The organism is Rhodococcus sp. P1Y (genome assembly GCF_003641205.1).
Classification (GTDB): Bacteria; Actinomycetota; Actinomycetes; order Mycobacteriales; family Mycobacteriaceae; genus Rhodococcoides.
Map to the genome: position 1 here is coordinate 1,082,421 of NZ_CP032762.1, position 24,175 is coordinate 1,106,595.

22 protein-coding genes are annotated in these 24,175 nt (G+C 63.7%); 12 read left to right on the forward strand and 10 right to left on the reverse strand.

Features of this window, described 5'->3' with window-relative positions; genetic code table 11:
- Positions 1-65: 65 nt before the first annotated feature.
- Positions 66-1,205, reverse strand: coding sequence for an SGNH/GDSL hydrolase family protein (locus D8W71_RS05125; protein WP_121118602.1), 1,140 nt, complete (start codon positions 1,203-1,205; stop codon positions 66-68).
- A 140-nt stretch (positions 1,206-1,345) separates the two neighbouring features.
- Here D8W71_RS05125 and D8W71_RS05130 point away from each other — a divergent pair, with 140 nt between their 5' ends.
- The 3 genes from D8W71_RS05130 to D8W71_RS05140 all read left to right on the forward strand — a co-directional run bounded on the left by D8W71_RS05130 (position 1,346) and on the right by D8W71_RS05140 (position 5,125).
- Entirely contained in the window at positions 1,346-2,086 is a 741-nt protein-coding gene (locus tag D8W71_RS05130) for a DUF6319 family protein (RefSeq protein ID WP_121111569.1), read from the forward strand.
- Positions 2,087-2,153: 67 nt separating this feature from the next.
- On the forward strand, positions 2,154-2,810 hold the full coding sequence (locus D8W71_RS05135) for a S1 family peptidase (protein ID WP_121111571.1): 657 nt from the start codon (positions 2,154-2,156) through the stop codon (positions 2,808-2,810).
- A gap of 191 nt (positions 2,811-3,001) precedes the next feature.
- Entirely contained in the window at positions 3,002-5,125 is a 2,124-nt protein-coding gene (locus tag D8W71_RS05140; protein WP_201265257.1) for an MFS transporter, read from the forward strand.
- A gap of 168 nt (positions 5,126-5,293) precedes the next feature.
- Here D8W71_RS05140 and ilvD read toward each other — a convergent pair whose 3' ends face one another.
- From ilvD to lppU, 3 genes are all read right to left on the reverse strand, one after another.
- The gene (gene ilvD, locus D8W71_RS05145; protein WP_121111573.1) at positions 5,294-7,000 is read right to left on the reverse strand and encodes a dihydroxy-acid dehydratase; all 1,707 of its coding nucleotides are present in this window, start codon (positions 6,998-7,000) and stop codon (positions 5,294-5,296) included.
- A 116-nt stretch (positions 7,001-7,116) separates the two neighbouring features.
- On the reverse strand, positions 7,117-8,553 hold the full coding sequence (locus D8W71_RS05150; protein ID WP_121111575.1) for an MFS transporter: 1,437 nt from the start codon (positions 8,551-8,553) through the stop codon (positions 7,117-7,119).
- Between the two features lie 8 nt (positions 8,554-8,561).
- A complete protein-coding gene (gene lppU, locus D8W71_RS05155; RefSeq protein WP_121111577.1) occupies positions 8,562-9,131 on the reverse strand; it encodes an LppU family putative lipoprotein in 570 nt (189 codons plus the stop codon).
- A gap of 154 nt (positions 9,132-9,285) precedes the next feature.
- Here lppU and D8W71_RS05160 point away from each other — a divergent pair, with 154 nt between their 5' ends.
- Positions 9,286-10,338, forward strand: coding sequence for an ATP-dependent DNA ligase (locus D8W71_RS05160; protein ID WP_121118606.1), 1,053 nt, complete (start codon positions 9,286-9,288; stop codon positions 10,336-10,338).
- The gene (locus D8W71_RS05165) at positions 10,339-11,421 is read left to right on the forward strand and encodes a DNA polymerase domain-containing protein (protein ID WP_121111579.1); all 1,083 of its coding nucleotides are present in this window, start codon (positions 10,339-10,341) and stop codon (positions 11,419-11,421) included.
- 72 nt (positions 11,422-11,493) lie between these two features.
- Here D8W71_RS05165 and nhaA read toward each other — a convergent pair whose 3' ends face one another.
- Entirely contained in the window at positions 11,494-13,353 is a 1,860-nt protein-coding gene (gene nhaA, locus D8W71_RS05170; RefSeq protein WP_121111581.1) for a Na+/H+ antiporter NhaA, read from the reverse strand.
- 278 nt (positions 13,354-13,631) lie between these two features.
- Here nhaA and D8W71_RS05175 point away from each other — a divergent pair, with 278 nt between their 5' ends.
- Positions 13,632-14,657: a zinc-binding metallopeptidase family protein gene (locus D8W71_RS05175; RefSeq protein ID WP_201265361.1), complete on the forward strand. Its 1,026-nt coding sequence runs from the start codon at positions 13,632-13,634 to the stop codon at positions 14,655-14,657.
- A gap of 53 nt (positions 14,658-14,710) precedes the next feature.
- Positions 14,711-15,454 carry a GAF and ANTAR domain-containing protein gene (locus D8W71_RS05180; RefSeq protein WP_121111585.1) on the forward strand — a complete coding sequence of 248 codons (744 nt, stop codon included), beginning with the start codon at positions 14,711-14,713 and terminating at the stop codon, positions 15,452-15,454.
- On the opposite strand, the gene D8W71_RS05185 is transcribed toward D8W71_RS05180, so the two are convergent.
- Genes D8W71_RS05185 through D8W71_RS05205 form a run of 5 tightly spaced genes read right to left on the reverse strand, consistent with a single transcriptional unit; the run spans position 15,451 to position 19,784 of the window.
- Positions 15,451-16,710 (reverse strand): EAL domain-containing protein, encoded by a 1,260-nt coding sequence (locus D8W71_RS05185; protein ID WP_236077722.1) that lies wholly within the window; start codon positions 16,708-16,710, stop codon positions 15,451-15,453. The two genes, D8W71_RS05180 and D8W71_RS05185, sit on opposite strands and share 4 nt — an antisense overlap.
- 11 nt (positions 16,711-16,721) lie before the next feature.
- The gene (locus tag D8W71_RS05190; protein ID WP_121111589.1) at positions 16,722-17,354 is read right to left on the reverse strand and encodes a class I SAM-dependent DNA methyltransferase; all 633 of its coding nucleotides are present in this window, start codon (positions 17,352-17,354) and stop codon (positions 16,722-16,724) included.
- The gene (locus D8W71_RS05195) at positions 17,351-18,067 is read right to left on the reverse strand and encodes a PIG-L deacetylase family protein (protein WP_121118608.1); all 717 of its coding nucleotides are present in this window, start codon (positions 18,065-18,067) and stop codon (positions 17,351-17,353) included. The genes D8W71_RS05190 and D8W71_RS05195 overlap by 4 nt, the downstream gene beginning before the upstream one ends.
- A 29-nt stretch (positions 18,068-18,096) precedes the next feature.
- On the reverse strand, positions 18,097-19,062 hold the full coding sequence (locus tag D8W71_RS05200) for an acyl-CoA/acyl-ACP dehydrogenase (protein WP_121111591.1): 966 nt from the start codon (positions 19,060-19,062) through the stop codon (positions 18,097-18,099).
- Positions 19,059-19,784 (reverse strand): glycosyltransferase, encoded by a 726-nt coding sequence (locus D8W71_RS05205; RefSeq protein ID WP_236077723.1) that lies wholly within the window; start codon positions 19,782-19,784, stop codon positions 19,059-19,061. Before D8W71_RS05205 ends, D8W71_RS05200 begins: the two co-directional genes overlap by 4 nt.
- 224 nt (positions 19,785-20,008) lie before the next feature.
- Between D8W71_RS05205 and D8W71_RS05210 the strand changes: the two genes are divergently transcribed.
- From D8W71_RS05210 to D8W71_RS05230, 5 genes are all read left to right on the forward strand, one after another.
- Positions 20,009-20,527, forward strand: a complete 519-nt coding sequence (locus tag D8W71_RS05210; RefSeq protein ID WP_121111592.1) for a DUF6764 family protein — start codon at positions 20,009-20,011, stop codon at positions 20,525-20,527.
- Positions 20,528-20,546: 19 nt separating this feature from the next.
- Positions 20,547-21,152 (forward strand): HdeD family acid-resistance protein, encoded by a 606-nt coding sequence (locus tag D8W71_RS05215; RefSeq protein ID WP_121111594.1) that lies wholly within the window; start codon positions 20,547-20,549, stop codon positions 21,150-21,152.
- A 98-nt stretch (positions 21,153-21,250) separates the two neighbouring features.
- The gene (locus D8W71_RS05220) at positions 21,251-22,192 is read left to right on the forward strand and encodes a L,D-transpeptidase (RefSeq protein ID WP_121111596.1); all 942 of its coding nucleotides are present in this window, start codon (positions 21,251-21,253) and stop codon (positions 22,190-22,192) included.
- A 188-nt stretch (positions 22,193-22,380) separates the two neighbouring features.
- Positions 22,381-23,289 (forward strand): carbohydrate ABC transporter permease, encoded by a 909-nt coding sequence (locus D8W71_RS05225; RefSeq protein ID WP_121111598.1) that lies wholly within the window; start codon positions 22,381-22,383, stop codon positions 23,287-23,289.
- Positions 23,286-24,173, forward strand: a complete 888-nt coding sequence (locus D8W71_RS05230) for a carbohydrate ABC transporter permease (RefSeq protein ID WP_121111600.1) — start codon at positions 23,286-23,288, stop codon at positions 24,171-24,173. The genes D8W71_RS05225 and D8W71_RS05230 overlap by 4 nt, the downstream gene beginning before the upstream one ends.
- Positions 24,174-24,175 lie beyond the last annotated feature (2 nt).

The window sequence follows — 24,175 nt, forward strand, 5'->3', positions numbered from 1 at the left end:
TCGATTCGGTGGCCACGTACAGTGAAGGAAGCCGTCGAGCGAAGCTCCGGAAGCCAACTTAGGTGTTAATCAAAGTAACTGTTACTCGAAGTTGCAGACACTTCTCGAAACCTGTGTGCGATCAATTGGTGAGTGGCTTCATCGGGGTGAAGGCGATCCGGAAGTGGGGCGTCGGCGAAATCATCCACGCCGTACAGGTCGAGGCCGTCGACGTAGACCAGATTCAGATCCTGTCGCTGTGCCACGATCCGATCCAACTCCTCACGGATGACCCTGAGAGTCAATTTGCCCGGTCCCGCTACGCCGGTCGCCATGAACGCAACCCTTCCCTCTGCGAGCTCCTCGGGGTCGAATGCCCCTGGCCCAGGAGTGTCCTCGTGAATGGGGCAGTAGATCGGCGAGATCACGTAAATCGGAACATCCGGGTGACCGTCTCGCACCGTGTCGAGAAACCCATGGACCGCGGGCACGAAGGCGCGTAACCGCATGGCGTCGCTGTTCACGATGTTGATGCCGATTTCGAGGCTGATCACATCGGCTGCTTCGTCTCGGAGAACCCTGGACACGAACGGGTCCAGCATGGCGCTCCCGCCGAATCCGAGGTTGACGACATCGAGTCGGCTGGACGACGCGACCGCCCCGATCCACGTCGCGCTCGGTGTTGCAGCGTTGGAACCTTGGCTGATCGAGCTTCCGTAATGAAGCCACCTGGGTCTACTCGGCGTCGGCGATGGTTCGATTGGACTGTCGGATCTCAGCGATACGAGCTCGACGGTTTCGTTGTGAGGAAGCCAGATCTCGACGTCTTTGACGCCGGGATCGAGCGCGAATTTCATCGTCCCGACCGTTCCTGCACTTACCTCGACCCCGCCCGTCGCCATGTCTATCGTGACGACGTCGCCGCCGTTGGACGGTGAACTGTGCGTGAAAACTCCGTTCGAGAACAGGTCGTAGAACCCGTCGGGCCGTGGAGGTAGGCCGACGAAGTTGCGCTTGGTGCGCACCGCGTCGAGTTCGACGACCCTCGCCGTCGTCCTGAAGGCGAGACGCACGCCTGCGGGCTGAGTTTCAGCGGAGGCGAGTTGCGCGTCGGGAACCTGCGAGCGCGCCCATGCAGGCAGACGGTGCACGACGAGACCACGTTCGGTGTACTCGTGGTCGAGGGCGCCTCGTAGCAGATCAGGAGTGATCGTCGTCGTGTTCACGGTGGGTTCCTCATTCATCGGCACGTACTTCGGTTTTCCCGGTCGAACGGTATCGGAGTTCCGACGTGTGCCACCGCGCCAGAGACACGCGGGATGTGCGACAGTATTCGCAAACACTTTCGAGAGAGGTCCGCAAGCCGATGCCACCGCGAAGACGAAAGACCGCGAACGAATCCCTCACGCCCGAGAATCTCGCGACGTTGGCGGGCGCCCTCGCGGAGGGGCGTCGGGCGACGGTCTACCTCATCGAGCCGACGCCGAGTCTCGGGTTGCCCGAGGGCACGTCGGCCAAGGTCGTCTCGATCGACGGCAGCACGGTCACGATCAGCCCCAAAGGCGTCGACGACGAACTGCCGTTCGAGGCCGATGAACTTCGCATCACCCGTAACGCACCCGGTAGTGCCGCCAAGCCTGCGGCCAAGTCCGCCGCGACACCGGCGGCGGCGAAGCCGCAGATAGCCGAGTGGACCGAGCCGGCCAAGCCTTCTCCAGCCAAGCCTGCCCCCACAAAGCCTGCCCCCACCAAGTCTGCGCCGGCCAGCATTGCGCCGGCGAAGCCTGCTCCGGCCAAGGCCGCCTCGGCGCCGGCTCGCAAGGGCAAGAAGGGTCCGGACAGCGTCAGCGTCACCATTCATGCGGGCGCCGACAACGACTGGTCCGTGACGGTGACGCACGGGGCTCGAAGGCCGGGCAAAGCGCAGTCGGTCTCGCCGGAGTCGGTCTCCCGGGCGGTCCGAGAACTTGGCGACGAGTCAGCCCGTGATGCGGTCGAGGCCGTCATCTCCTATGCCAGGGAAGAAGCAGCGTCGCGGGTGGCCGAGTTGAGCCGTCAACTGGAGGAAGCCCGGTCCATGTTGGCTGCTCTCGAATCGGATGTTTAGTACAGGTACTCGTCTCTAGCCGCAACTTGTTGCTAGGGTTCTGCGGACACCGCTGGAGAGGGAATACATGTTGAAGAAGTTCATGCTCGTCGCCGTGGCGGCAGCCGCTGTTGCTGCAAGTTTCGGCGTCGGGACTGCATCCGCTGCAGCTCCGGCGGTACTGGGGGGTGGTTCCGGGATCATCGTCGACAATGCGGCCGAGTGCACATTGACCACGATCGGCAACGACCGTGAAGGCCGCCTCGTCGGTCTTACCGCAGGTCATTGCGGTGGCGCAGGTGCGACGATCGTCCCCGAGTACGACCCGTCCGCCGGTGTGGTGGGACGTATCGCATTCTCCAACCCGGAGTACGACTACGCGGTCATCGAGTTCGACCGCGCCAAGGTTGTCCCCGTCAATCGCGTGGGCAACGTGACCATCACGCAGGTCGGTCCGCCCGCCTCGTTCCCCAACATCGTCTGCAAGGAAGGCCGCACCACCGGTAACACCTGTGGTGTCGCCTACGGTGACGTCCTGCAGTCGCAGGAGACTTGGTCGCAGCTGTGCGTCGTCGAAGGTGATTCGGGTAGCCCCGTGGTCGTCGGCACCACGCTCGTCGGCATGGTGAACGCCTACCTCGGGATCGCATGCTTCGGTCCTCAGGTCGGAACCAACATGGACGCGATCCTGCGACATATCGACGCGGGTAACGCAGTCGGAGCAGGGTTCGCCCCGATCCCCTGATCGATCCTCGCGTTACAGAAAAGTGCCACCGTGTCAGTTCGATTGACACGGTGGCACTTTCGTTTGTTGTTATAACTCCCAGTCACATGTGTAACGGGCGCCACAAAGAATTGCGCACCCTACCTGAACCTTCCTAGGCTGCACAGCACTGCGCGCGGTGTGTCGTGCGTGGTGCATAGGGGGGAACACACATGACATTGCTTGCGATGACTCCTGTTCAGGAGATGGAAAAGCCGTACGCCAAACGTTGGGCCGCACTGGGGGTGCTGTGCCTGAGCCTTCTCGTCGTCGTCATGGCGAACACGTCGTTGTTGGTGGCCGCACCGGCCATGACGATGGATCTGAACCTGTCGAGCAGCGACCTGCAGTGGGTTATCGACGGTTACACCGTCCCGTACGCAGCGTTGATGCTGCTGTTCGGCGTCATCGGTGACCGCTACAGTCGCCGGGGCGCTTTACTTCTCGGGTTGTTGATCTTCACGGCTGGTTCCATTGCCGGTGCACTGACCGACGCAACAGTTGGAGTCATCCTCGCGCGCATCGTGATGGGTGTGGCAGCGGCCATCGTGATGCCCGCGACCCTGTCGCTTCTCGTTGCCACGTTCCCCAAGCACGAGCGCGCCACCGCAGTCACAATTTGGGCTGCGACCTCGGGTCTCGCGATTGCGATGGGACCATTGCTGGCCGGCTGGCTTCTCGAAAGCTACTGGTGGGGTTCGAGTTTCTTGATCAACGTCCCCATCACTGTTTTCGCCATCGCTGCCGCCATCGCACTCGTCCCGCCCTCGCGGGCCGTGGACCCGGGCCGAATCGACTGGCTCGGAGGGCTGCTGTCCGTAGTCGCAGTATCGACTGTCGTGTACGCGATCATCGAGGGCATGCACTTCGGATGGAGTGTCGGCCCGACGTACTTCGCGGTAGTCGGCGTCCTGAGTATCGCTGCGTTCGTCGGTTGGGAGCTGCGACACCCCAATCCACTTCTCGACGTCCGTGCATTCCGTTCACGGGTGCTCAGTGGCGCCGTTCTTGCGGTTCTGCTGTTCTTCCTCGTCACGTTCGGCGCCATCTACTATGTGGCGCAATACCTTCAGTTCGTGCTCGACTTCGGGCCGGTGTCCACGGGTGTGCACCTGCTTCCGCTCGCTGGTGCCGTGTTCGTCGGATCCGGTATCACCCAGTGGTTGACGCCTAAGGTTGGCATGAAGTACACGGTGACCGCAGGCATGGTCGTCGGGACTCTTGCTGTGGTCTCCATGCTCGGAATCGACACCACTGCAAGCTATGTGGACTTCGTTCCCGTTCTGAGCTTGCTCGGAATCGGTATCGGACTCAGTGTCTCACCGTGCACCGACGCCATCATGGCCGAATTTCCTGACAACAAGCTCGGTGTCGCGGGTGGCCTGAACGACACAGCGCTGGAACTGGGCGGCTCGCTCGGAATCGCCTTTCTCGGTTCGGTTCTCGCGACGACGTATCGCGGCGGGATCATCGACTTCCTCGCAGGGTTCCCCGGAAAAGGTCCCGACGGGCAGCCGACCGAACAGGCATTGCAAGCGGTCGAAGCGTCGGGTGATTCGGTCGCCGGTGCCGTCATCGTCTCGGACATCCTGCGCGAGAACCCATTTCTCAAGGGCTATGCGGACAACCTGGAGATCAATGCGGTCAGTTCCTTCGTCGGAGCCGTCGTACATACGTCGTTGATCGCTACCGTTGTGTTCGCTGTCGGTGCGGTGATCGTCGGCGTCCTGCTGCCTGCGCCCGTGAAACGTGTTCTGCCCGTTGCTCCTGCGGCGTTCGATCCGGCGGCGGCACGCGAAGTGGCCGAGTTGGAGCACTTGCTCGAGCAGCCGTCGGCCCCGAAGGCAGCGGTCGTCGGACTCGAGAAGGCGGAGGCCGTCGTTCTCGCGAAGCCGGTTGCGGAGACCAGCACCGTCCGAACGCCTGTAGTTGTGGAGACATCGGTCTCCGTCGAGGCGATTGTCGCGGGCGAATTGGTGAGGCCGAGTATCTACCAGCTCGCCGCGAAGGTGTTCGAGGTGCAAGCTGCTGCGGAAGAGGAAGCAGCGCTGGAGAACTCGGAGCACGTCACCATCCATCAGCTGGCTCTTGCCGACCGGGCACGTAAGCGTCGTGAGTCCGCGGAAGAAGAACTGGACGCCGCACTCGATCTCGCCGAACTCCCCGTCATGCGACGCGCCCCCAAACCGGTCAACAGGCCGAGCCAGCAGAACTTCTACCAGCTCGCCGACTCCGCTTACCGACGGTGCACGGAGTTCAAGGAACGCTCCAGCCCGGTCTGGGCTATGCCGTTGTAGGTCGGGGGTCGGGGGTCACCCCGTTTCGCTTGAATGGTCCATTCATACGTTCTGCACGTATGAAAGGACCATTCAAGCGATGGGGGAACGGCTCGGGCACCGCTTGCGTGAACCATTCGAGCTATCTGATCGTATGAATGGACCATTCAAGCGATGGGGCGACCGAACCTAAATCAGCACCGCACCCTCGGACGCCGACCCGACGAGCTTGGCGTACTTGGCCAACACTCCGCGGGTGTACCGGGGAGGCAGAGGAGCCCAACCTTCTTTGCGTGCTTCGAGTTCGGACTCGTCCACGAGAAGGTCGAGGGTGCCCTTGCCGACATCGAGGCGAATTCGGTCACCGTCGCGCACGAAAGCAACCGGTCCGCCATCCACGGCTTCGGGCGCGACGTGGCCGACGCACAGGCCCGTGGTTCCACCGGAGAAGCGGCCGTCCGTGAGCAGCAGAACATCCTTGCCGAGTCCCGCGCCCTTGATCGCGCCGGTGATGGCGAGCATTTCACGCATGCCGGGCCCACCCTTGGGGCCTTCGTATCGGATGACGACGACGTCGCCTGCCGAGATCGTGCCGTCCTCCAGCGCATCCATGGCGGCGCGTTCGCGTTCGAAAACGCGTGCTGTTCCCACGAATACGTCGGAATCGAAGCCGGCCGACTTGACGACGGCTCCACCGGGCGCGAGCGACCCCTTGAGGATGGTGATGCCGCCGGTCGGATGGATCGGGGCATTCATCGCGCGCAGCACCTTGCCATCGGGATCGGGCGGTGCGATGTGAGCCAGGTTCTCGGCGACGGTCTTTCCGGTGACCGTCAGGCAGTCCCCATGGAGGAGACCGGCGTCGAGCAGCGCCTTCATGACGACGGGAACGCCGCCGATGGCGTCGACGTCGGTCATGACGTGCTTGCCGAACGGTTTGACGTCCGCGAGGTGAGGCACCTTGGCGCCGACCCGTACGAAGTCGTCGAGGGTGAGATCGACCTCCGCTTCGTGCGCGATGGCCAACAGGTGCAGAACGGCATTGGTGGATCCACCGAATGCCATCACGACGGCGATGGCGTTCTCGAACGCTTCCTTCGTCATGATGTCGCGGGCGGTGATGCCCCGTCGGAGAAGTTCCACGACTGCCTCGCCGCTGGCGTGGGCGAACTGGTCGCGTCGACGGTCGGGTGCAGGCGGAGACGCGCTGCCCGGCAGTGACATACCCATTGCCTCGGCGGCGCTGGCCATCGTGTTGGCGGTGTACATGCCGCCGCACGCACCTTCGCCGGGGCAGATTGCGCGTTCGATGGTGTCGACGTCCTCGCGCGACATCAACCCGCGCGAGCACGCGCCGACAGCCTCGAAGGCGTCGATGATGGTGACCTGATGCTCGCTACCGTCGGACAGCGTCGCGAATCCGGGCAAAGTCGAACCGGCGTACAGGAACACGCTGGCCAGGTTCAAACGTGCTGCGGCCATGAGCATTCCGGGGAGCGATTTGTCGCATCCGGCGAGAAGTACGGAACCGTCGAGGCGTTCGGCGCTGACCACCGTCTCCACACTGTCGGCGATGACCTCACGGGAAACCAACGAGAAGTGCATGCCCTCGTGGCCCATGGAAATACCGTCGGACACGGAGATGGTGCCGAACTCGAGGGGGAACCCGCCTGCTGCGTGAACACCTACCTTGACCGCTTTCGCGAGACGTTCGAGCGACAGGTTGCACGGGGTGATCTCGTTCCAGGAGGACGCGACGCCGATCTGCGATTTGACCCAGTCCTCGTCGCCCATCCCCACGGCGCGCAGCATTCCTCGGGCGGCGGTCTTCTCCAAGCCGTCGGTGACGTCGCGACTCCTCGGCTTGACGTCCGGTGATTCGTTCTCGGTCGACATGACTCTCCTGACCTCTCATGGATATACGGGCTGTATCCAAGAGGTCAGCTTATCGGTGGTCGCTCCGCGGGCTCCACTCCCGGCCAGTTGGGTCGTTCCGCAGGCTCCACTCCCGGCTACACCTGCTCCCGCGGGCTCACTGCCGGGGACGAGGGGTCGCAATGCGGAAGACAGTCGACCGACGCCGGATCCGATCGAGGTACACCGGGAATCATGACCGCAGCTATGGCCGAGCCGAGCAGAAGTAGACCCGCACACAGGAGCATTGCGGTGTGGAACCCGGAAGAGAACACCTCGGGCACGTCGTAGTCCATCCCCGAAATACCGGCGACACCGGGAAGCGCAGCGACAGCGAGCAGTTGACTCGTTCTGGCGACTGCATTGTTGACACCGGATGCCGTGCCTGCCCGATCCGTGGACACCGCGGCCAGCACTGCTCCGGTGAGCGGGGCGACCAGGATCGACAACCCGAGCCCGAATACGACGACGGCAGGCAGGACGTGTGCGAAATACGACGAACCGGGCGAGATGCGCAGCATCAGCAGTAGCCCCGCGGAGGCAACGAGCGGGCCGATCGTCAACGGAAGTCGCGGACCGATGCGCTGGCCGATTCTGCCCGCGCGCGCCGAGAGCACCAGCATCAGCGCGGTGATCGGCAACGTTGCAAGTCCGGCGGCAACAGGGGAGTAGTCGAGCGCCAGCTGCAGTTGCAGGATCAGCAGGAAGAACACACCACCGAGGGCGGCATAGACAGCGAACGTCACCAGATTCGCTGCGAGGAAGACTCGGGAAGAGAACAGTGACGGCGGTACCAGTGGGTTGTCGGTTCGACGCTCGACGATCACGAAGACACCGACAGTGACGACTCCCAACGCGATGAGCACCGGCAACGCACCGATGAAGCCGTACGTCAGCAGGCCGAGCGCGAGTGCGACGATCCCGGCGCCCGGGATGTCGAGTCTGCCCTCGGCGTGAGGATCACGGCTCTCCGGAACGTGCTTGACCGCGGTCCACACCACCACGATGGCAAGCGGAATGTTGAGCAAGAACACCGAACGCCATCCAGCGACGTCGACGAGCCAGCCACCCAGCAGCGGACCGACTGCAGATGCGACGCCCCCCAACCCGGACCACAAGCCGATGGCCGCGCCTCGGTCCTCGGGACGAATGGACGCGGAGATCAGTGCGAGGCTTCCCGGCGTCAGCAACGCGGCACCGATGCCCTGAATCAACCGAGCCGTGACGAGCACTTCGATGTTCGGTGCGAGCCCGCAGAGGACCGACGCCAGGGCGAACCAGACGGTTCCCCACACGAAGACTTTGCGACGCCCGAGCCGGTCGCCGAGAGCGCCGCCCAGAAGAATGAACGAGGCCAACGTCAACGTGTACGCGCTGACGGTCCACTGCAGACCCGATACGCCCGCCCCGAGATCGGACGCGATGTCCGGGAGCGCGATGTTCACGACGGTCGCGTCGAGCATCGCCAGGGAGGATCCGAGAACGCATCCGGCGACGATCCAGCGTCCCCGCGGCGACTTCAGCGCGACACTCATCGGCTCGTCTACAACTCCTCGAAGCAGACGGTGAAGTTACGTTCGGACTTTCGAAAGCCACCGGTCGCCGGATCGGCGCAGTCCTCGACGTCGATGGTTCCTTCGATGATGTCGGTGATGTAGTACGAGTCCGACTGCGGCAACGAACAGTCGATGCGGTTCGGGTCCTCGCTGCCGAGGTCCATGCATCCTCCGATGACCCAATCGATGTCCAGGCACAACGCGCCCTGTTCGATGTCGGCGAACGTCTCGTAGTACGACTGATCGATGTCCGACGGGCACTCTGCCTGCGTCGGCGTCTTCGCGATGACCTTGTAGTTGGAGCGTTCGCTACCGCAGTCGGCGTTGTCGATCGTCGCATCGTACTGAGTTCCGCCGAGTTCGACGCATTGGCCGATCTCGACATCGAAGTCGATGTCGCCACCGATGTCCTCGCCTTCCTGACCCGAGGGAGCAGCTTGGATCGTGGTGGTGGGGGCCGAGGAGGACGTCGAAGACCCGTTCTCGCCTGCTGCCGGAACCGCACGACCGGAGACGTCGGAACTGCAACTCGCGAGGAAAAGAGTGCAACACGCCATCACGGCGAAAGCTGTGCCTCTGAGCGTTCGATTGAGGGGTGTCACAAGACCGGTCCTTGTTCGTGGAAGTGATTCGCAGAGAAAGCTACGACAAAAATATCCCCTCGCGGGAGATCTCGAGTGCCGAGGTGCGGTGATGAGGCAGTATTACACCGTGGACCTTCCCGTTGCGTGGCCGATTCAGCCGATGCTCGCCAAGGCGGCCAAGGTTGTGCCCGCCCAGCCCGATGACGGACCGCCGACGTGGTCGTACGAACCGAAATGGGACGGCTTCCGCTCGATCGTGTTCCGCGACGGCGACGAGGTGATTCTCGGGTCCCGCGGAGGCAAGGACCTCGCTCGTTATTTCCCGGAACTGGTCGACGCCGTCCGCCGAGAGTTGCCCGAGCGCGTCGTCGTCGACGGTGAAATCGTCGTGCCTCGCGAGATCGAGGGTCGGACCAGACTCGACTGGGACGCCTTGTCCGAGCGCATCCACCCAGCCGACTCCCGGGTGCAGATGCTGGCCGAGAAGACGCCCTCGATGTTCGTCGGATTCGATCTGCTCGCCCACGGCACGACCGATCTGACGGGCACCCCGTTCGGCACCCGTCGAGAAAGATTGCTCGAGGTTCTGAACGGCGATTCTCCCGGACGCAGCTGCCAGGTCACCAGCACCACCGACGATGCGGCTACGGCACAGGATTGGTTCGAGCGATTCGAAGGCGCAGGGCTCGACGGAGTCGTCGCGAAGAAGCTCGACGGGCTGTACCTGCCGAACAAGCGGGAAATGATCAAGGTCAAGCATGCACGCACTGCCGATTGTGCGTTGATCGGCTATCGAGTCCACAAGTCGGGCAACGGGATCGGCTCGCTGTTGCTGGGTCTGTACGACGGTGACGATCTGCGAATGATCGGCGGCGCGTCGGCTTTCACCGACAAGCGGCGTATCGAGATTCTCGAAGAGCTGCAACCACTTCGGACCGGTGAGGAGCCGAAATCCGCCGAGGCCAACAGGTGGACGTCGAACAAGGATCGCAGCTGGGTACCCCTGCGCGTCGAGCGCGTCATCGAGGTCGCCTACGACCAAATGGAAGGCGAACGGCTCCGACATGCTGCCCGATTCCTGCGGTGGCGTCCCGACCGAGACCCCAAGTCCTGCACGTACGAACAGCTGGAAGTTCCCGTCAGTTACGACGTCGCGGATGTAATCGCGGGAGGTAAGTGAGTGGCCGCCAAGACTCCGCCCGCATTCGTCGAAGCCGGCGACCGGGAGGTGCGCGTCTCGAGTCCTGACCGTGTCATCTACGAGGCGACCGACCGGACTCCCGAGATCACCAAGTTGGAGGTCTGCAAGTTCTATGCCGCCATCGGTGAGCCCTTGCTTCGGGCGATCGGTGAGCGGCCGACCGCGATGGAACGGTGGCCGGACGGGTTCCGCGAAGGAATGCGACTTGCGTTGGGTCCGCAGGACAAAGAGGGTGACGGTTTCTATCAGAAGCGGCTACCCAAGGGTGCGCCCGACTGGATCGAGACGGTGAAGATCGCCTTCCCGAGCAAGCGAACCGCGGAGGAACTGTGTCCCAGCGAGGTCGCCGCTGCGGTGTGGGCGGCGCAGATGGGCACGCTGACCTTTCACCCGTGGCCGGTGCGGCGTCCCGATGTCGACAACCCCGACGAGCTTCGTCTCGACCTCGACCCTCAACCCGGGACAACGTTCGCCGACGCACAACGGGTAGCCGAGGTGACCCGAGAACTTCTGGAGGAGTTGGGTCTTCGTGGGTATCCGAAGACCAGTGGCAATCGGGGCATCCACATCTACGTCCGCATCACCCCCGAGTACACCTTCGAGCAGGTGCGTCATGCGGCGATCGGACTCGGCCGAGAGCTCGAGCGCCGTGACGACGGTGTGACGACGAAGTGGTGGAAAGAGGAACGCGGAGAACGCATCTTCCTGGACTACAACCAGAACAACCGTGACCGGACCATCGCAAGCGCGTGGAGCTTGCGGGCGCAGCCGGGCGCGCCGGTGAGCACGCCGATGTCCTGGGCGAACCTGGCCGGCGTCACCGACCCACGCGAGTACAACCTGGTGACCGTGCCCGACTACCTGGCCGACGGGGATCCCTGGGAAGCAATCGATTCCGAGTCGTACTCGCTCGAGCCGTTGCTGCACCTGTGGGACACCCTGCCGGGCGGCGAACTCAACTTTCCACCCGATTACCCCAAGATGCCCGGCGAGCCTCCCCGCGTTCAACCGTCGAAGAAGGTCGCCGAGCACTGGGACGACGAGGGAAACCGTATCGAGTAAGCACCGCTCTGGAGATGGCGGCTCCGCCGCAGTGGCACGGTTAAGTGCCCCGGAAGGCACATAACCGTGCCACTAGGCGCGGTGTGCCTCCAACTCCCTGATCAGCGAGGCGGCGTCGTACGGTCCTGTATGCCGGACCAGGTTCTTGTCGCCGCGGCCCAGGTAGAACGTGGGAGTTCCCTCGACGTCGCTGGACGAGGCATCGAGTTCGTCGTCCTCGACTCGCACGACGTAGTCGCCGGTGCGGATGTCTTCTTCGAGGCGGTCCATGTCGAGCCCGAGGTCCTCGGCGTAACCGTCGATATCGTCCGGTTCGAGCGCATCGCTGTGTGCGAACAGTAGATCGGACATCTCCCAGAACTTGCCCTGTGCTGCAGCAGCCTCGCTGGCGTGAGCGGCGTAGCGGGCGTGCGGATGGTAGTCGTCGAGCGGCAGGTGCCGGAACACGTACCGAACCTCGTCACCGAAGTGGGTGCGTACTTCGCGAATGCTACCGGTTGCCTTGCTGCAGAACGGGCATTCGAAATCTCCGTACTCGACGATGGTCAACGGTGCGTCCACGGGCCCTCTGATGTGGTCGCGCCTCGGATCGACCGCACGGAGTATGCGGTGCGAGGTGTCCTGCCGCGGTGGGTGAATGCGCGCGTCGATGCGGAACAACAACCAGCCGAGCGCAGCGGCGATCACCGACGCCGCCAGGACGCCGACGCGAGCCTGGTCGGCGAGAAGCTCGTCGTCGAGGGCGAGATCGACGATGAACAGCGAGATGGTGAATCCGATGCCGGACAGTGCTGCGCCGCCCGCGATGTGGGACAGCGTCAATCCCGGCGCCAACGCCGAGGGTTTGATCTTGGCGAACAGAGCTGCGGCTCCGGTGATTCCGACGAGTTTGCCGAGAACGAGCCCGACGATGATTCCCCACGTCAACGGCGACACCGCTGCTGCTCGTAGCGTCTCGCCACTGAGCACGACGCCGGCGTTGGCGAGGGCGAAGATCGGCACGATGATGAACGCCGTGTACGGCTGATAGAGCCGCATGAGCCGTTCGTTGACCGAGACTGCCTGGTCGAGACCGAGTCTCGCTGCGCGGGCATACTCCGGATTGGGGGACTGTCGAAAGGCGCGGGTGAGATCGGCGGCGCGCTCGACTTCGCTGCGGCGCGGCGGATAGACCGGCAGGATCAGTGCGATCATCACGCCCGCGAGCGTGGGATGCACGCCAGACTCGTAGAACGCCACCCATGTTGCCAACGCCACGACCAGGTATCCGACACCGCGCCACACCTGGAGTCTTCGGAGAAGCGCGATGGCCGCCAACCCCACGAATGCGAGTGCGAGAGCTGTGATGTCGAGCTCGTCGGTGTAGAAGAACGCGATGATCGCCAACGCGCCCACATCGTCGGCCACCGCAAGGGTGAGGAGGAATATACGTAGGCGCGCAGCCTTTTTCGGTCCGACGACCGCGAGTGCGCCCAGCACGAACGCGGTGTCGGTGGAGATGACGACGCCCCACGCGCCCGCGGCCTCGCCTGACGGGTTGAGGAGCAGAAACAGTACTGCGGGGACGGCGAGGCCGGCCAGTGCTGCCACGATGGGGATGCTGGCACGAGACCGATCGGTGAGCTCGCCCATCGCGAACTCGCGCTTGACCTCCAGGCCGACGACGAAGAAAAACAGGGCCATGAGCCCGTCGTTGACCCAATGAGCGAGATCGAGAGCGATGCCGTGGTTGCCGACAGTGATCGACACCTCGGTGTGCCAGAAGCTCTGGTACGTCTCACCGAACGGCGAATTGGCCCACAGCAGTGCGATGAGGGTGGCCGCGAGGAGAAAACCGGCGGCCAGCGTCTCGCTGTTCTTTTCACCCCGCGACTCGGTGAGGCGCTGCGCGAGGCGCCTGGCCGGAGAGATGGACGGTGTCATGTCTGTCATGATCGGAACGATCGATCAGGTCCAAGGATGGTGCGGGCGCTCATCGGTGCGGTCGATCCCCTCGGTCGGTGGTCCTACTATCCCAGCAGTGACGCTGCTGCGCACAGCTAGCCAACGCCGTCCGGGATGATTTGCTTCCAGCGACCGCGCTTGGTGTTATGCAATCGTGATCGCTCTGTTATCTGCGACGTACCGTTTGTGCGGTCGTACCGTCATATTCGCAGGCGAGCATTGATCGTCCTGCGCAACGAGCTTTAAGAACCATGAAAGTCGGGATCATGCGTGCCCTTATCTGCCGCAAATGCGGTCAGAAGCTGTCCTTCGAGAACTCGCTCTGCCTCAACTGCCACAGTGCGTTGGGATTCCACCTGCCGTCGCGTGCCCTGCTCGTCCTGCCGGATACCGCGGGGGACGGCGCCGCCGAGGTCGACATCGAGGGCACGACGTGGAAGGTCTGCGGCAACCTGACCACCGCCAAGTGCAACTGGCTCGTCGACACCACCGAGGGTGAAGAACTCTGCGTCTCGTGCAGGCTCACTCGGACCCGACCAGCCGACGACGACCTGGACGCGATGGCCGCATACGCCGACGCAGAGACGAACAAGCGTCGAGTCGTGCTCGAGCTGACCGAGCTCGGCCTGCCGATCGTCGGACGGGACGAGGACACGGCTACCGGTCTTGCCTTCGACCTGCTGTCCAGCGCCGACACACAGGTGATGACCGGTCACGCGGACGGCCTCATCACTCTCGATCTCGCCGAGGGCGACGACGTACATCGTGAGCAGCTTCGTGTCTCGATGTCGGAGCCGTACCGCACACTCGTCGGCCACTTCCGTCACGAAATCGGCCATTACTACCAGATGGTTCTCGTCGGAACGGGAGAACATCGTGACCGTTTCGAGGAGTTGTTCGGCAACCCGGACGACGACTACCAGGCGGCGCTCGACCGTCACTACAACGAGGGCGCTCCTGAAAACTGGGAGAACGACTACGTCTCGTCCTATGCGACGATGCATCCCGCCGAGGACTGGGCCGAGACGTTCGCGCACTACCTGCACATCAGGGACACCCTCGATACGGCAGCTGCGTTCGGAATGGCGCCTGCGGGCTCGACACTCGACAGTCCGCTACCGGGTGATGTCGGGTTCGACCAGATCATCGACTGGTGGCTACCACTGTCCTGGGCGCTCAACCAGATCAACCGATCTATGGGTCACCAGGACCTGTACCCGTTCGTGCTGCCTGCGACGGTGCTGGACAAGATGCGCTTCGTGCATCAGCTGATTGCGCCGAGTGCTCTGTAGAACGGGCGTATTCTTCACACCCAAGACCGATACGGGGACGGGCGAGGTCGGAGGTGGTGTACATCAGCGAACAAGTACTCGGTGACGAAATGCGGCCGGCAGGGGACACCGAACTGGATCTAGGTCAGCGCATGGCTGCGGTGGCGCGCGAGCTCCGCGCCCAGCACACCGATGCGGACCGAACCCTGCTCGCGATCACCGAATCCGCCGTGATGAACGTGCCGTCCGCGGAATCGGCCAGTATCACCACGGTCTTGCAAGGCAAGTTCGTGCACAGTGCGGCGCTGGCGGGCGACCTCGCATCCCGGTGCGACGGCCTGCAAGAGACGTTGCGCGAAGGCCCGTGCCTGGAATCAGCTGTGGAGCAACGAACCATTCGCATCGACGACATGGACGCCGACGGTCGCTGGCCTCGTTTCGCGGCCGAGGCGTCCAAGGTGGGCGTCAAGAGCATGATTTGTTTTCAGCTCTACGTCGAAGGGCACAACTACGGTGCTCTCAACCTGCACTCGACGCGTGCGAACGCGTTCGACGAGGACGCCGAGTCCATCGGTTCGCTCTTCGCGGCGCATGCGGCGATCGCGTTCTCGAGCGCGCGGGAAGAACAGCAGATTCGTGCCGCGTTGACCACCCGCGACGTCATCGGCCAGGCAAAAGGCATGCTGATGGAACGGTACAAGCTGGGTGCGCAGGCGGCTTTCGCGCTGCTGTCCAAACTTTCCCAGGACACCAACATCCGCCTGGCAGATCTCGCTCATCAGGTCGTCGCCGACGCCGAGAAGGAGTTGACCGACTAGAGCCCGGTGCGCTCGACGGGAAGACGGAGCAGCAGGCTTCGCGCGCAGTCCACCACCAACTGTGGGTCGTGACTGAGCACGTAAGAGAACCGTCGATTCATGTCGGGACCGGTGTCACCCATGTCCTTGGCAGCGAGGACGGCCGAGAAGTGCGGAGACAGGACGACGACGACCCATTCCTCGCGAACCGGGTCGCCCAGCTCCAAGTCGGCTCCTCGGACCCTCGGTGCCGGTTCGGAATCGATGCCTGCGGCCAGGGCTCCCACGAGAGCAGCTCTGGTCGCCATGACTTCCCAGCGATGGGCGGTGTGAGGGGTGAAGTGTTCGCGCTTCTCGAACGAGCCGAGAATGACCGCTGTTTGAAGGCTCTGGCTGGCGATCGACTCGAGACCCTTGCTCACCTCGACGAGCAGTCTCTTGGTGGACGGTTTGGAATCTCGCCCTGCCGCTGCCAACTGGCATGGCGACGATCGCGGCAGCGCACCCCTACCGGGTGACGTGCGAAAGTTCACGGGCGACAACCGGGCCGACGGATCGACGGGCGCCAGAGACTGGTCGGTGAAGTACTTACCCTGTCCGACGCGGGCGCCGAGTGCGATCGCGATGCTGACGCCGTCCTCGGTGTCGATCCCTTCGGCCATCACCACGGCACCCGTGCGTTCGGTGTACGCCGCAACGGCGTTGACGACCCTGGCTATGAACCGGCTCGGTTTCGCGGCGATCAGGGAGCGATCGAGCTTGACGACGTCGGGTTCGAGGAGTGGTAGCAGCGCCAGCGATTCGGGTCGAACACCGACGTGGTCGACGGCAATCGCCCAACCGAGGCGCCGCGCGTCCGCGACCGTTCTCAGGAGCTGCGCCGGCCGACGGATAAGCGCCGTCTCGTCGATCTGCAGCACCGCGGTGCCTGCGTCGACGTGTGCGCGGTCCGGAAGATGCGGCAGCGTGTCGGGGTCGATGGCGATGAACAGTGGAAGGTTCTGCAGCGATTCGATACGCGCGGCACCTTCGACGGCACCTGACCAGCGAAACAGGTCGAGATCGACGGTCATGTCCATCGCACGTGCAGCCGAGGCAAGCGCGGAGGGATTTGCGAATGCCGAGTCCGCTGGGCCGCTGACGATGGCCTCGTACCCGACTACTTCGCGGGTCAGTAGATCGACGATGGGCGAGAAGTCGGTGTGGAGGCTGTTCGGACCGAGGAGAGTCTCGAGAGCTCCGCCGTCGTACTCCCTCGTCGTTGGCTCGCCGGTCATTGTCTCCCCACTCATACAAGGCCCTCGATTCGTGCGACCGAATCCGGCCGCTGCGTCGAAGCCGCGAACACTTCGAGTATCACATCCTCGTCCACGTACCCGCCCACGCGCACGAGCCCGACAGTGGCTCCGAGTGTGCTGTGCACCTGGTCGCCGGTCAACGGGTAGTCCGCAACGAGGTGTCGCCAGTGGACCGCCAGCAACGTTCCTCCGGGCTCGAGGTGCGACACGGCGTTGTCGAGTGCAGCAGAAAGATCGCGGCGCCCGAGGTAGTACCCGACTTCGCTGAGGACGATCAGATCGAACAAACCGTCGCCGGCCACTTCATCCCACGGGTCGGTCAGCGACCACTCGCGGAACTCGACGTTCGGCGAACCGACTCGTGCCCGTGCCGTCTCGAGAGCCGAGGCGACGATGTCCGTAGACACGAGCGCATCGCATCGACCGGCGAGGCGCTCGGTGAGGATGCCTATCGAGCAGCCGGGCTCCAGTGCGCGTCGATAACGGGCGTTGGGGAGTGCAGCCAGGGTGAGGGAGTACTTGCGATCCTCGTACCAGTTGTCGCTCAGACGGAACGGATCGACGTTGTCGGTGTAGACGTCGTCGAAATAGTCCTTGTTCAGTGTCGTGCGGTCGGTACTCATGCGAACACCATTTCGTAGGAACGGAGCAACCGCTCCAAGATGTGTGGGGGAAGTACCGCGCGGTCGGCCGGATGGTCGGACAACGGCTCGATCTGAGTCGTGAAGTGTTGCACAGCAGCGTTTTTACACGCCTGAGCGCGATCGTCGAGATCGACCGTGAGCGCCCGACCCCAGGGGACGTCGTCGTCGTTGGGGTGCGACCAGTGCCACATCCAGACTGGATACTCCAGAACGGCGATCCCGACGCGCCGAGCCGCGGTGAGGCATGCTCTGGCCGTCGCCTCGTGGTCCGGGTGGCGGTCTCCGCGCCACGGCGTCAGGCACCAGGTTCCCTGTCCGCCGGACAGCAGCCCGGTCAATGCATGGGTGAGTGCTTCTTCGTTGGCCGCTACCTGCCCGTCGTCGAAACCCAGTCGTATGGGATCGATGTCGAGGCCGAGCTCGCGGAGCGCTCGCTGAGCTTCCTTCGGTCGAATGTCGGTCAGTGCATCGGAGGTGAGCGTCGGCGAATGGGGATGCGACGCGCCGCCGTCGGTGACTGCGACGACCGACACCGGTATTCCCGACGCCGCGGCGATCGACATCAACCCGCCGACGCCGAGAACTTCGTCATCGGGGTGCGGTGCGACAACGATCATTTCGCGACACCGAGCAAGGTCGAGAGGCGGAAACGTGTGCCCCCACGAACTCCACTCCGATTCCGGAGTGCCCATATCGACCTCGGCATCGAACGTCTCGATCCCTACCACGGGTTGTCCTCCTTCGCGATGTCCTCACCGAGGGCGGCGAGATCGCGCTCGGCGTGAGATTGGCGCAAAAAGACCGTGAGGTCGGCCACGCGCCTGGCGTGTTCGCCGTTGGCGCACAACGGAGCTGCTCCGAGTGCGCGACCCACGCGATCGATGGTGTCGGTCGCGGCGGATTCGACGATCGCGCGCACGGTTCGTGCCCGTGTTCGTCCTCGACCGTCGGAATCGGTTGGATCGGCGTCGATTTCAGCTGCGGCAGTGGTCAGTGCGCTCGAGGCGGCACCCAGTGATGCTGCGACCGCGCCGAGGTGAGCCTTGGCGTGGGTATCGGCGCCAGATCGGACAGCGGTGTGCAGGGTGTCCGCCACTGCGCATGCCCCGCCGAACCACACGGCTGCAACGCCGACCGCGCCGTGCCAGAATCCGGCTCGCTCGACGTACGCGCCGACCTCACCCACCGGCACCGCGGTTGCACCGTCGAAGCGGACGGTGCCCGAATCGCTCCTGGACATCCCGACGGCATGCCATGTGTTCGCGATCGGCCAGCACCAGTCCTGGGTCAAATCGACGGCGAACAACCTCGACCGGTCACCGACCCGCGCAGTGACCAACGCGTTGGTGCACAGACTTGCGCCCGAGCACCACGGTTTGACGCCCGAAAGCTTCCAACCGTTGGTTCCCTGCACTGCCTCGAGTACCGGGGACGGCGGTTCAGCAGCCCACACGCCCCAGATCTGGCCGCGCTTGGGCGTCGGGCCTCCGAGTTCGGCGAGGATGGCCAGTGCATCGGCATGCCCCTCGGCGAACCGTCCCAGTACCGTGTCTTCTCGCCCCAGGGCCGCCAGCGTCAACCAACGCGAATCGGTGTAACCCGCGCCCGGTAGTTCTAGATCAGCCGATTCATCGCGAATCCACTGTCGCAGTCTGTCGTGCAGTCCAGCGACCGGTGTAGTGCTCATTGCGCAATCGCCAGTTCGAGACCGCGCAGATGTCCGGCGAAACCGTCGGGCGCCCGCCCTTCCGTACGAGACGAGGTGCGCACAGGAGAGTCAGATGCGTACAGAACCGGAACGGCAGCGTGCTCGAGACGGCGGACGAGATCGACGTCCTCCGCGGTGGTCAAAGCTCCGAACCCTCCGACAGACCAGTATGCGCTCGCGCGCAGACCAAGATTTGCGCCGTGAACGTGTCGATGACCCGGTCGGTGTCGGTATCCGGAGTCGTAGGCCAGTGCGAGCGCCGGAGATGCGGACTCCAGATCGGGGAGAACCGTCCCCGCGACGACGTCGGCGCCGCGAGCGGCGTGCGCGAGTTGCGACGCGAGCCAGGTCGGGCTCACCGCACTGTCGGCGTCCGTCGTCGCGAACCACACGTCCGAGAGCGGAGTACGGCGCGACGACGAACGCGCCGAGAAGAATCCGGCTGCGCGCGCGGCCCCGACATTCCGTCGGTCGACCCGAACCACGGTGAGGCCGGTCTTGTCGGCCCACGTCACGGCAATGTCCTCGGACGAGTCGGTGCACGAGTCAAGTACAACTACCAACTCGGTGTCGACCCCGGTCTGCTCGAGCTGAGCAGCCGCCCCGGAGAGCGCCGTCAGACAGGTATCGAGCAGCAGCTCCTCGTTGTGAACGGGCACAACCACGACGGTGCGTCGCACTTCCTGCCGAACATCGATCACTTCTACACCCCTCCGCCGTGCCGAATCCGGGCGAGGAGCGAGCAGACAGCGGGCATGGCTGAAAAGCCAGGGCAGGTGTGAACTCGAACGCAAAGAAACGGCGCTTGTGAACCGCCGGTGGCTCGACGGAGTGCTGATGAGTCCCGATAGACCCACCTTGTGATCCCCCTCAGTGGCACAATCCAAACATGATTCCGCGCATTCGACCAGGGACGGTGAGGGCCGTGACGCGGATCGGAGCTCGCCGACTCGCTCCGACGACAGCCGCGGCCTTCGGCATCGGTGCGGTAGTTGCTTTCGTCTCACCCGGCTCGGCGAACGCGTCCGACCTGACGTGTGCGGCGCCACCGGGGTTGGAAACTCTCGCGGTCCAGGACGGAAACGCGTGCGGAACCCGCGTCGACGAGTTTTCCACGGCCCTTGCTCGGGCTCTGGAGGGCGTCGCGTTCGCGCGCGCCTACGGTGGCGGCGCGGCGTACGCACTTGCCCACGGCGGCGGCGTCGCCGCAGGAGAGACGGTGTCGGGGCAGGTGGGATCCGCAGCGGTCGGGCGTGACGCGGTGGCCATCGTCTCGCCCGACCCCGGCGTCGTTGCGTTCGCACTGTCACTCGAGGGTGGGCAGACTTTCGTCGGGACTGCCGACGAGGGTGTTCGCTGCAGCGCGGGTGCCGGTATCGCCGTCAACCTCACTACCGGCCGGATCTGCGTGTCCGACGGTTCGAACTTCGTCCGTAACCCTTGAAGGAAAGTAGGTTTCAGCCATGACCGCAGAGTCCGCGAACAACTTTTCCACTGGTGAAGAGGCGTTGCTGCGCATCGGCAAGGATCTGTGGTGGGCAGTGCTGCTTCGCGGCGTTCTTGCGGTGATCTTCGGCGTGGTCGCGTTGGCCTGGCCGGGCGTCACCGTCTGGGCACTCGTCGTGGTCTTCGGCGCCTACGCGATCGTCGACGGCATCTCGGCGATCATCCGAGCTGTGTCCTCACGCAAGGTCGAGTCCGGCTGGGTGTGGTGGCTTCTGGGCGGTGTCGTGTCGCTCGTGGCAGGAATCATCGCGTTCGTTTGGCCCGAGATAACCGCACTGGCTGCCGTTTTCGTCATAGGTATTTGGGCAATCATGGGCGGAATACTGGAGATCGCCGGATCGATCCGCTTGCGCAAACTCGATGGCGCAGCGCATTGGGGCTTGCTTCTCTTCGCCGGAATCGTGGAGCTTCTGTTCGGCCTGGTGCTGGTGTTCTCGCCGGTCAGCGGCATTCTGTCTATCGTGTGGCTCATCGGTGTTTTCGCTCTTCTCTTCGGCATTCTGTTCGTCGTCAGTGCGTTCCAGGTGCGGTCGGCGGCGAAGAAGGCAGGGATAGTTTCCTGACACCGGCCGATTGGCCAACAGCGCCGCATGTGTGTGTTAATGGCGGTTGGTTCGGCCCTGTGTGGCCGCGGACGACGAAGGATGGATCGGGAACAGCTATGGCACTGATTTCTCTGAAGACACGGCGGTCTTTCGCTGCATCGGGTTCATCTCGAAAGGTGATCACTCGGTTGTCCCTTGCGGCCGTGATCACTGCTTTCGGAGCAGCCTCGCTGGTGACGCCGGCTCAGGCGGCCCCGTTGTGGCCGGGTGGACCGGAACTGCCCGGCGTCGGTTCTTCCGATCCGGGGCAACCCGCGCCCGCTCCGGCGCCGCAGATTCAGCGACTCGCCCCGGCGAACTTCGCCGATCCCTCGATCAGCCCGAACGGTGGCGAGGTCGTCGGCGTCGCACAGCCGATCGCGATCCGGTTCACCGAATCGATCGGTGACCGCGGAGCCGCGGAAGCTGCCATCCGCGTCACCACCTCACCGTCGGTCGACGGACACTTCTACTGGATCAACGACACCCAGGTGCGCTGGTTGCCGAACGAGTTCTATCCGGCACACACCCAGGTGACCGTCGAAGCAGGCGGCGCCCGCGCCGACTTCTCTACCGGAGACTCCGTCATCACCACCGCCGACGACGCCACCAAGACCATCACCGTCACGCGCAACGGCGAGGTGGTGCGCACCATGCCGACTTCGTTCGGCAAGTCGGGCCACGAGACGCCGAACGGCACCTACCTCGTCGGCGAGAAGTTCCGGGACATGTACATGGACTCGTCCACCTACGGCGTCCCGGTCGACTCCGCGGAGGGCTACCGCACCTACGTCGAGTACGCCACGCGAATTTCGTACAGCGGCATCTTCGTTCACGCCGCGCCGTGGTCCGTCGACTCGCAGGGCTACGAGAACGTCAGCCACGGTTGCCTCAACGTCAGCACCGAGGACGGCAAGTGGTTCTTCGAGAACGCTCAGAAGGGCGACCCGGTCGTGGTGACGAACACCGCGGGCGGCACCCTCAGCGGATCCGACGGATTGGGCGACTGGAACCGCTGACGCCTGGTAATCGATCGCAGGGATGGCCGATGTGGCTGAAATGTGTTGGTGCGTGATGTAGTTTCAGTCACATGACACAGGTCACACCCCAGATGTTGGTTCTGCGATCGATTCCCCGTCCGACCCCGTTCATCATCCGTTAGCCGCGGGTAAGAACAGTCCCCGCAGTGAGTACAACAACGGAACGAGTGCTGCCTACAGCAGGCCGGAGGACATTCTTCGGCAGGCCGTGGAGCGACTACGCACTGTTCCTCATCCTTCTCGGGCCGAACCTGGCCCTGCTCGTGGTGTTCACGTACCGACCGCTCGTCGAGAACTTCCAGTTCTCCTTCTACGACTGGAATCTCTCCTCTCCCACATCGACTTTCGTCGGTCTTGACAACTACCGTGAGTGGCTCACCCGCGACGACACCTGGACCATCGTCTCCAACACCGTCATCTTCACGATCGCGGCGGTTGCCGGATCTCTGGTGCTCGGCCTTGTGCTGGCGATGCTGCTGGACCGAAAGCTGCGCGGTCGCAACTTCGCTCGCTCGGCGGTGTTCGCGCCGTTCGTCATCTCGGGTGCGGCCATCGGTATCGCGTTCCAGTTCGTGTTCGACCCCAACTTCGGTCTCGTGCAGGACCTGCTGCATCGAGTGGGCCTGACCAGCCCGGACTTCTACCAGGATCCGCACTGGGCGCTGTTCATGGTGACGGTGACGTACCTCTGGAAGAACCTCGGCTACGCCTTCGTCATCTACCTCGCCGCTCTGCAGGGAGTACGCAAGGAGTTGATGGAAGCAGCCGAGATCGACCGCGCGAGCAAGTGGACCACCTTCCGCAAAGTACTTCTGCCACAACTGCGTCCGACGACCTTCTTCCTGTCGATCACGGTGCTCCTCAACTCCCTGCAGGTCTTCGACATCATCAACGTCATGACCCGCGGAGGCCCGCTGGGCAACGGCACGACGACGATGGTGTTCCAGGTGTACGAGGAGACCTTCCGAAACTTCCGAGCCGGCTACGGTGCGACCGTCGCGACGATCATGTTCGTCGTTCTGCTGATCGTCACGCTCGTACAAGTACGCATCATGGATCGGGACGATCAGCGATGACCCTCACATCGAAGCCGGTCGCCGAGAAGCCGCGTCGCAGCACCCGGAAGGACCCGCAGCGCGAACGCAGCCTGTCGACGGTGTTCGGGTACATCGCAATGGTGCTGGTACTGCTGATGATCGGGCTTCCGCTGTTCTGGATCCTGATCACCTCGTTCAAGGAACGCGGCGACATCTACATTCAGCCTGTCACCTGGTGGCCCGGTTCGTTCCGGCTGGACAACTACCACGAGGCGACGACGGAAGTTCCGTTCTTCACCTACCTGCGCAACTCGATCATCATCACCGCCATCACGGCGTCGATCAAGTTCGTCCTCGGTGTGCTCAGCGCCTACGGGCTGGTGTTTCTCCGATTCCCCGGCAAGAACGTGGTCTTCCTCGTCATCATCGCCGCGCTCATGGTTCCCAACCAGATCACGGTCATCTCGAACTACTCGCTGATCTCCGACCTCGGTTGGCGAAACTCGTTCCAAGGCATCATTCTTCCGCTGGCAGGGGTTGCGTTCGGTACGTTCCTGATGCGCAACCACTTCCTGTCGCTGCCGGCCGAGATCATCGAGGCCGCACGCATGGACGGGGCAGGACCGTTCCGGTTGCTGTTCCGGGTGGTTCTGCCGCTGTCGGGCCCGACCATGGTGGCCTTCGCGATCATCACCATCGTGACCGAGTGGAACGAGTACCTCTGGCCGTTCCTGATGTCCGACGACTCGTCCGTCGCGCCGCTCCCGGTCGGTCTGACCCTCCTGCAGAACACCGAGGGCTACACCAACTGGGGCGCCGTCATGGCGGTGACCATCCTGACCATTCTGCCCATCCTCGCGGTCTTCCTCGCCCTCCAACGCCACATGATCAAGGGCCTCACCTCCGGTGCGGTCAAAGGCTGATT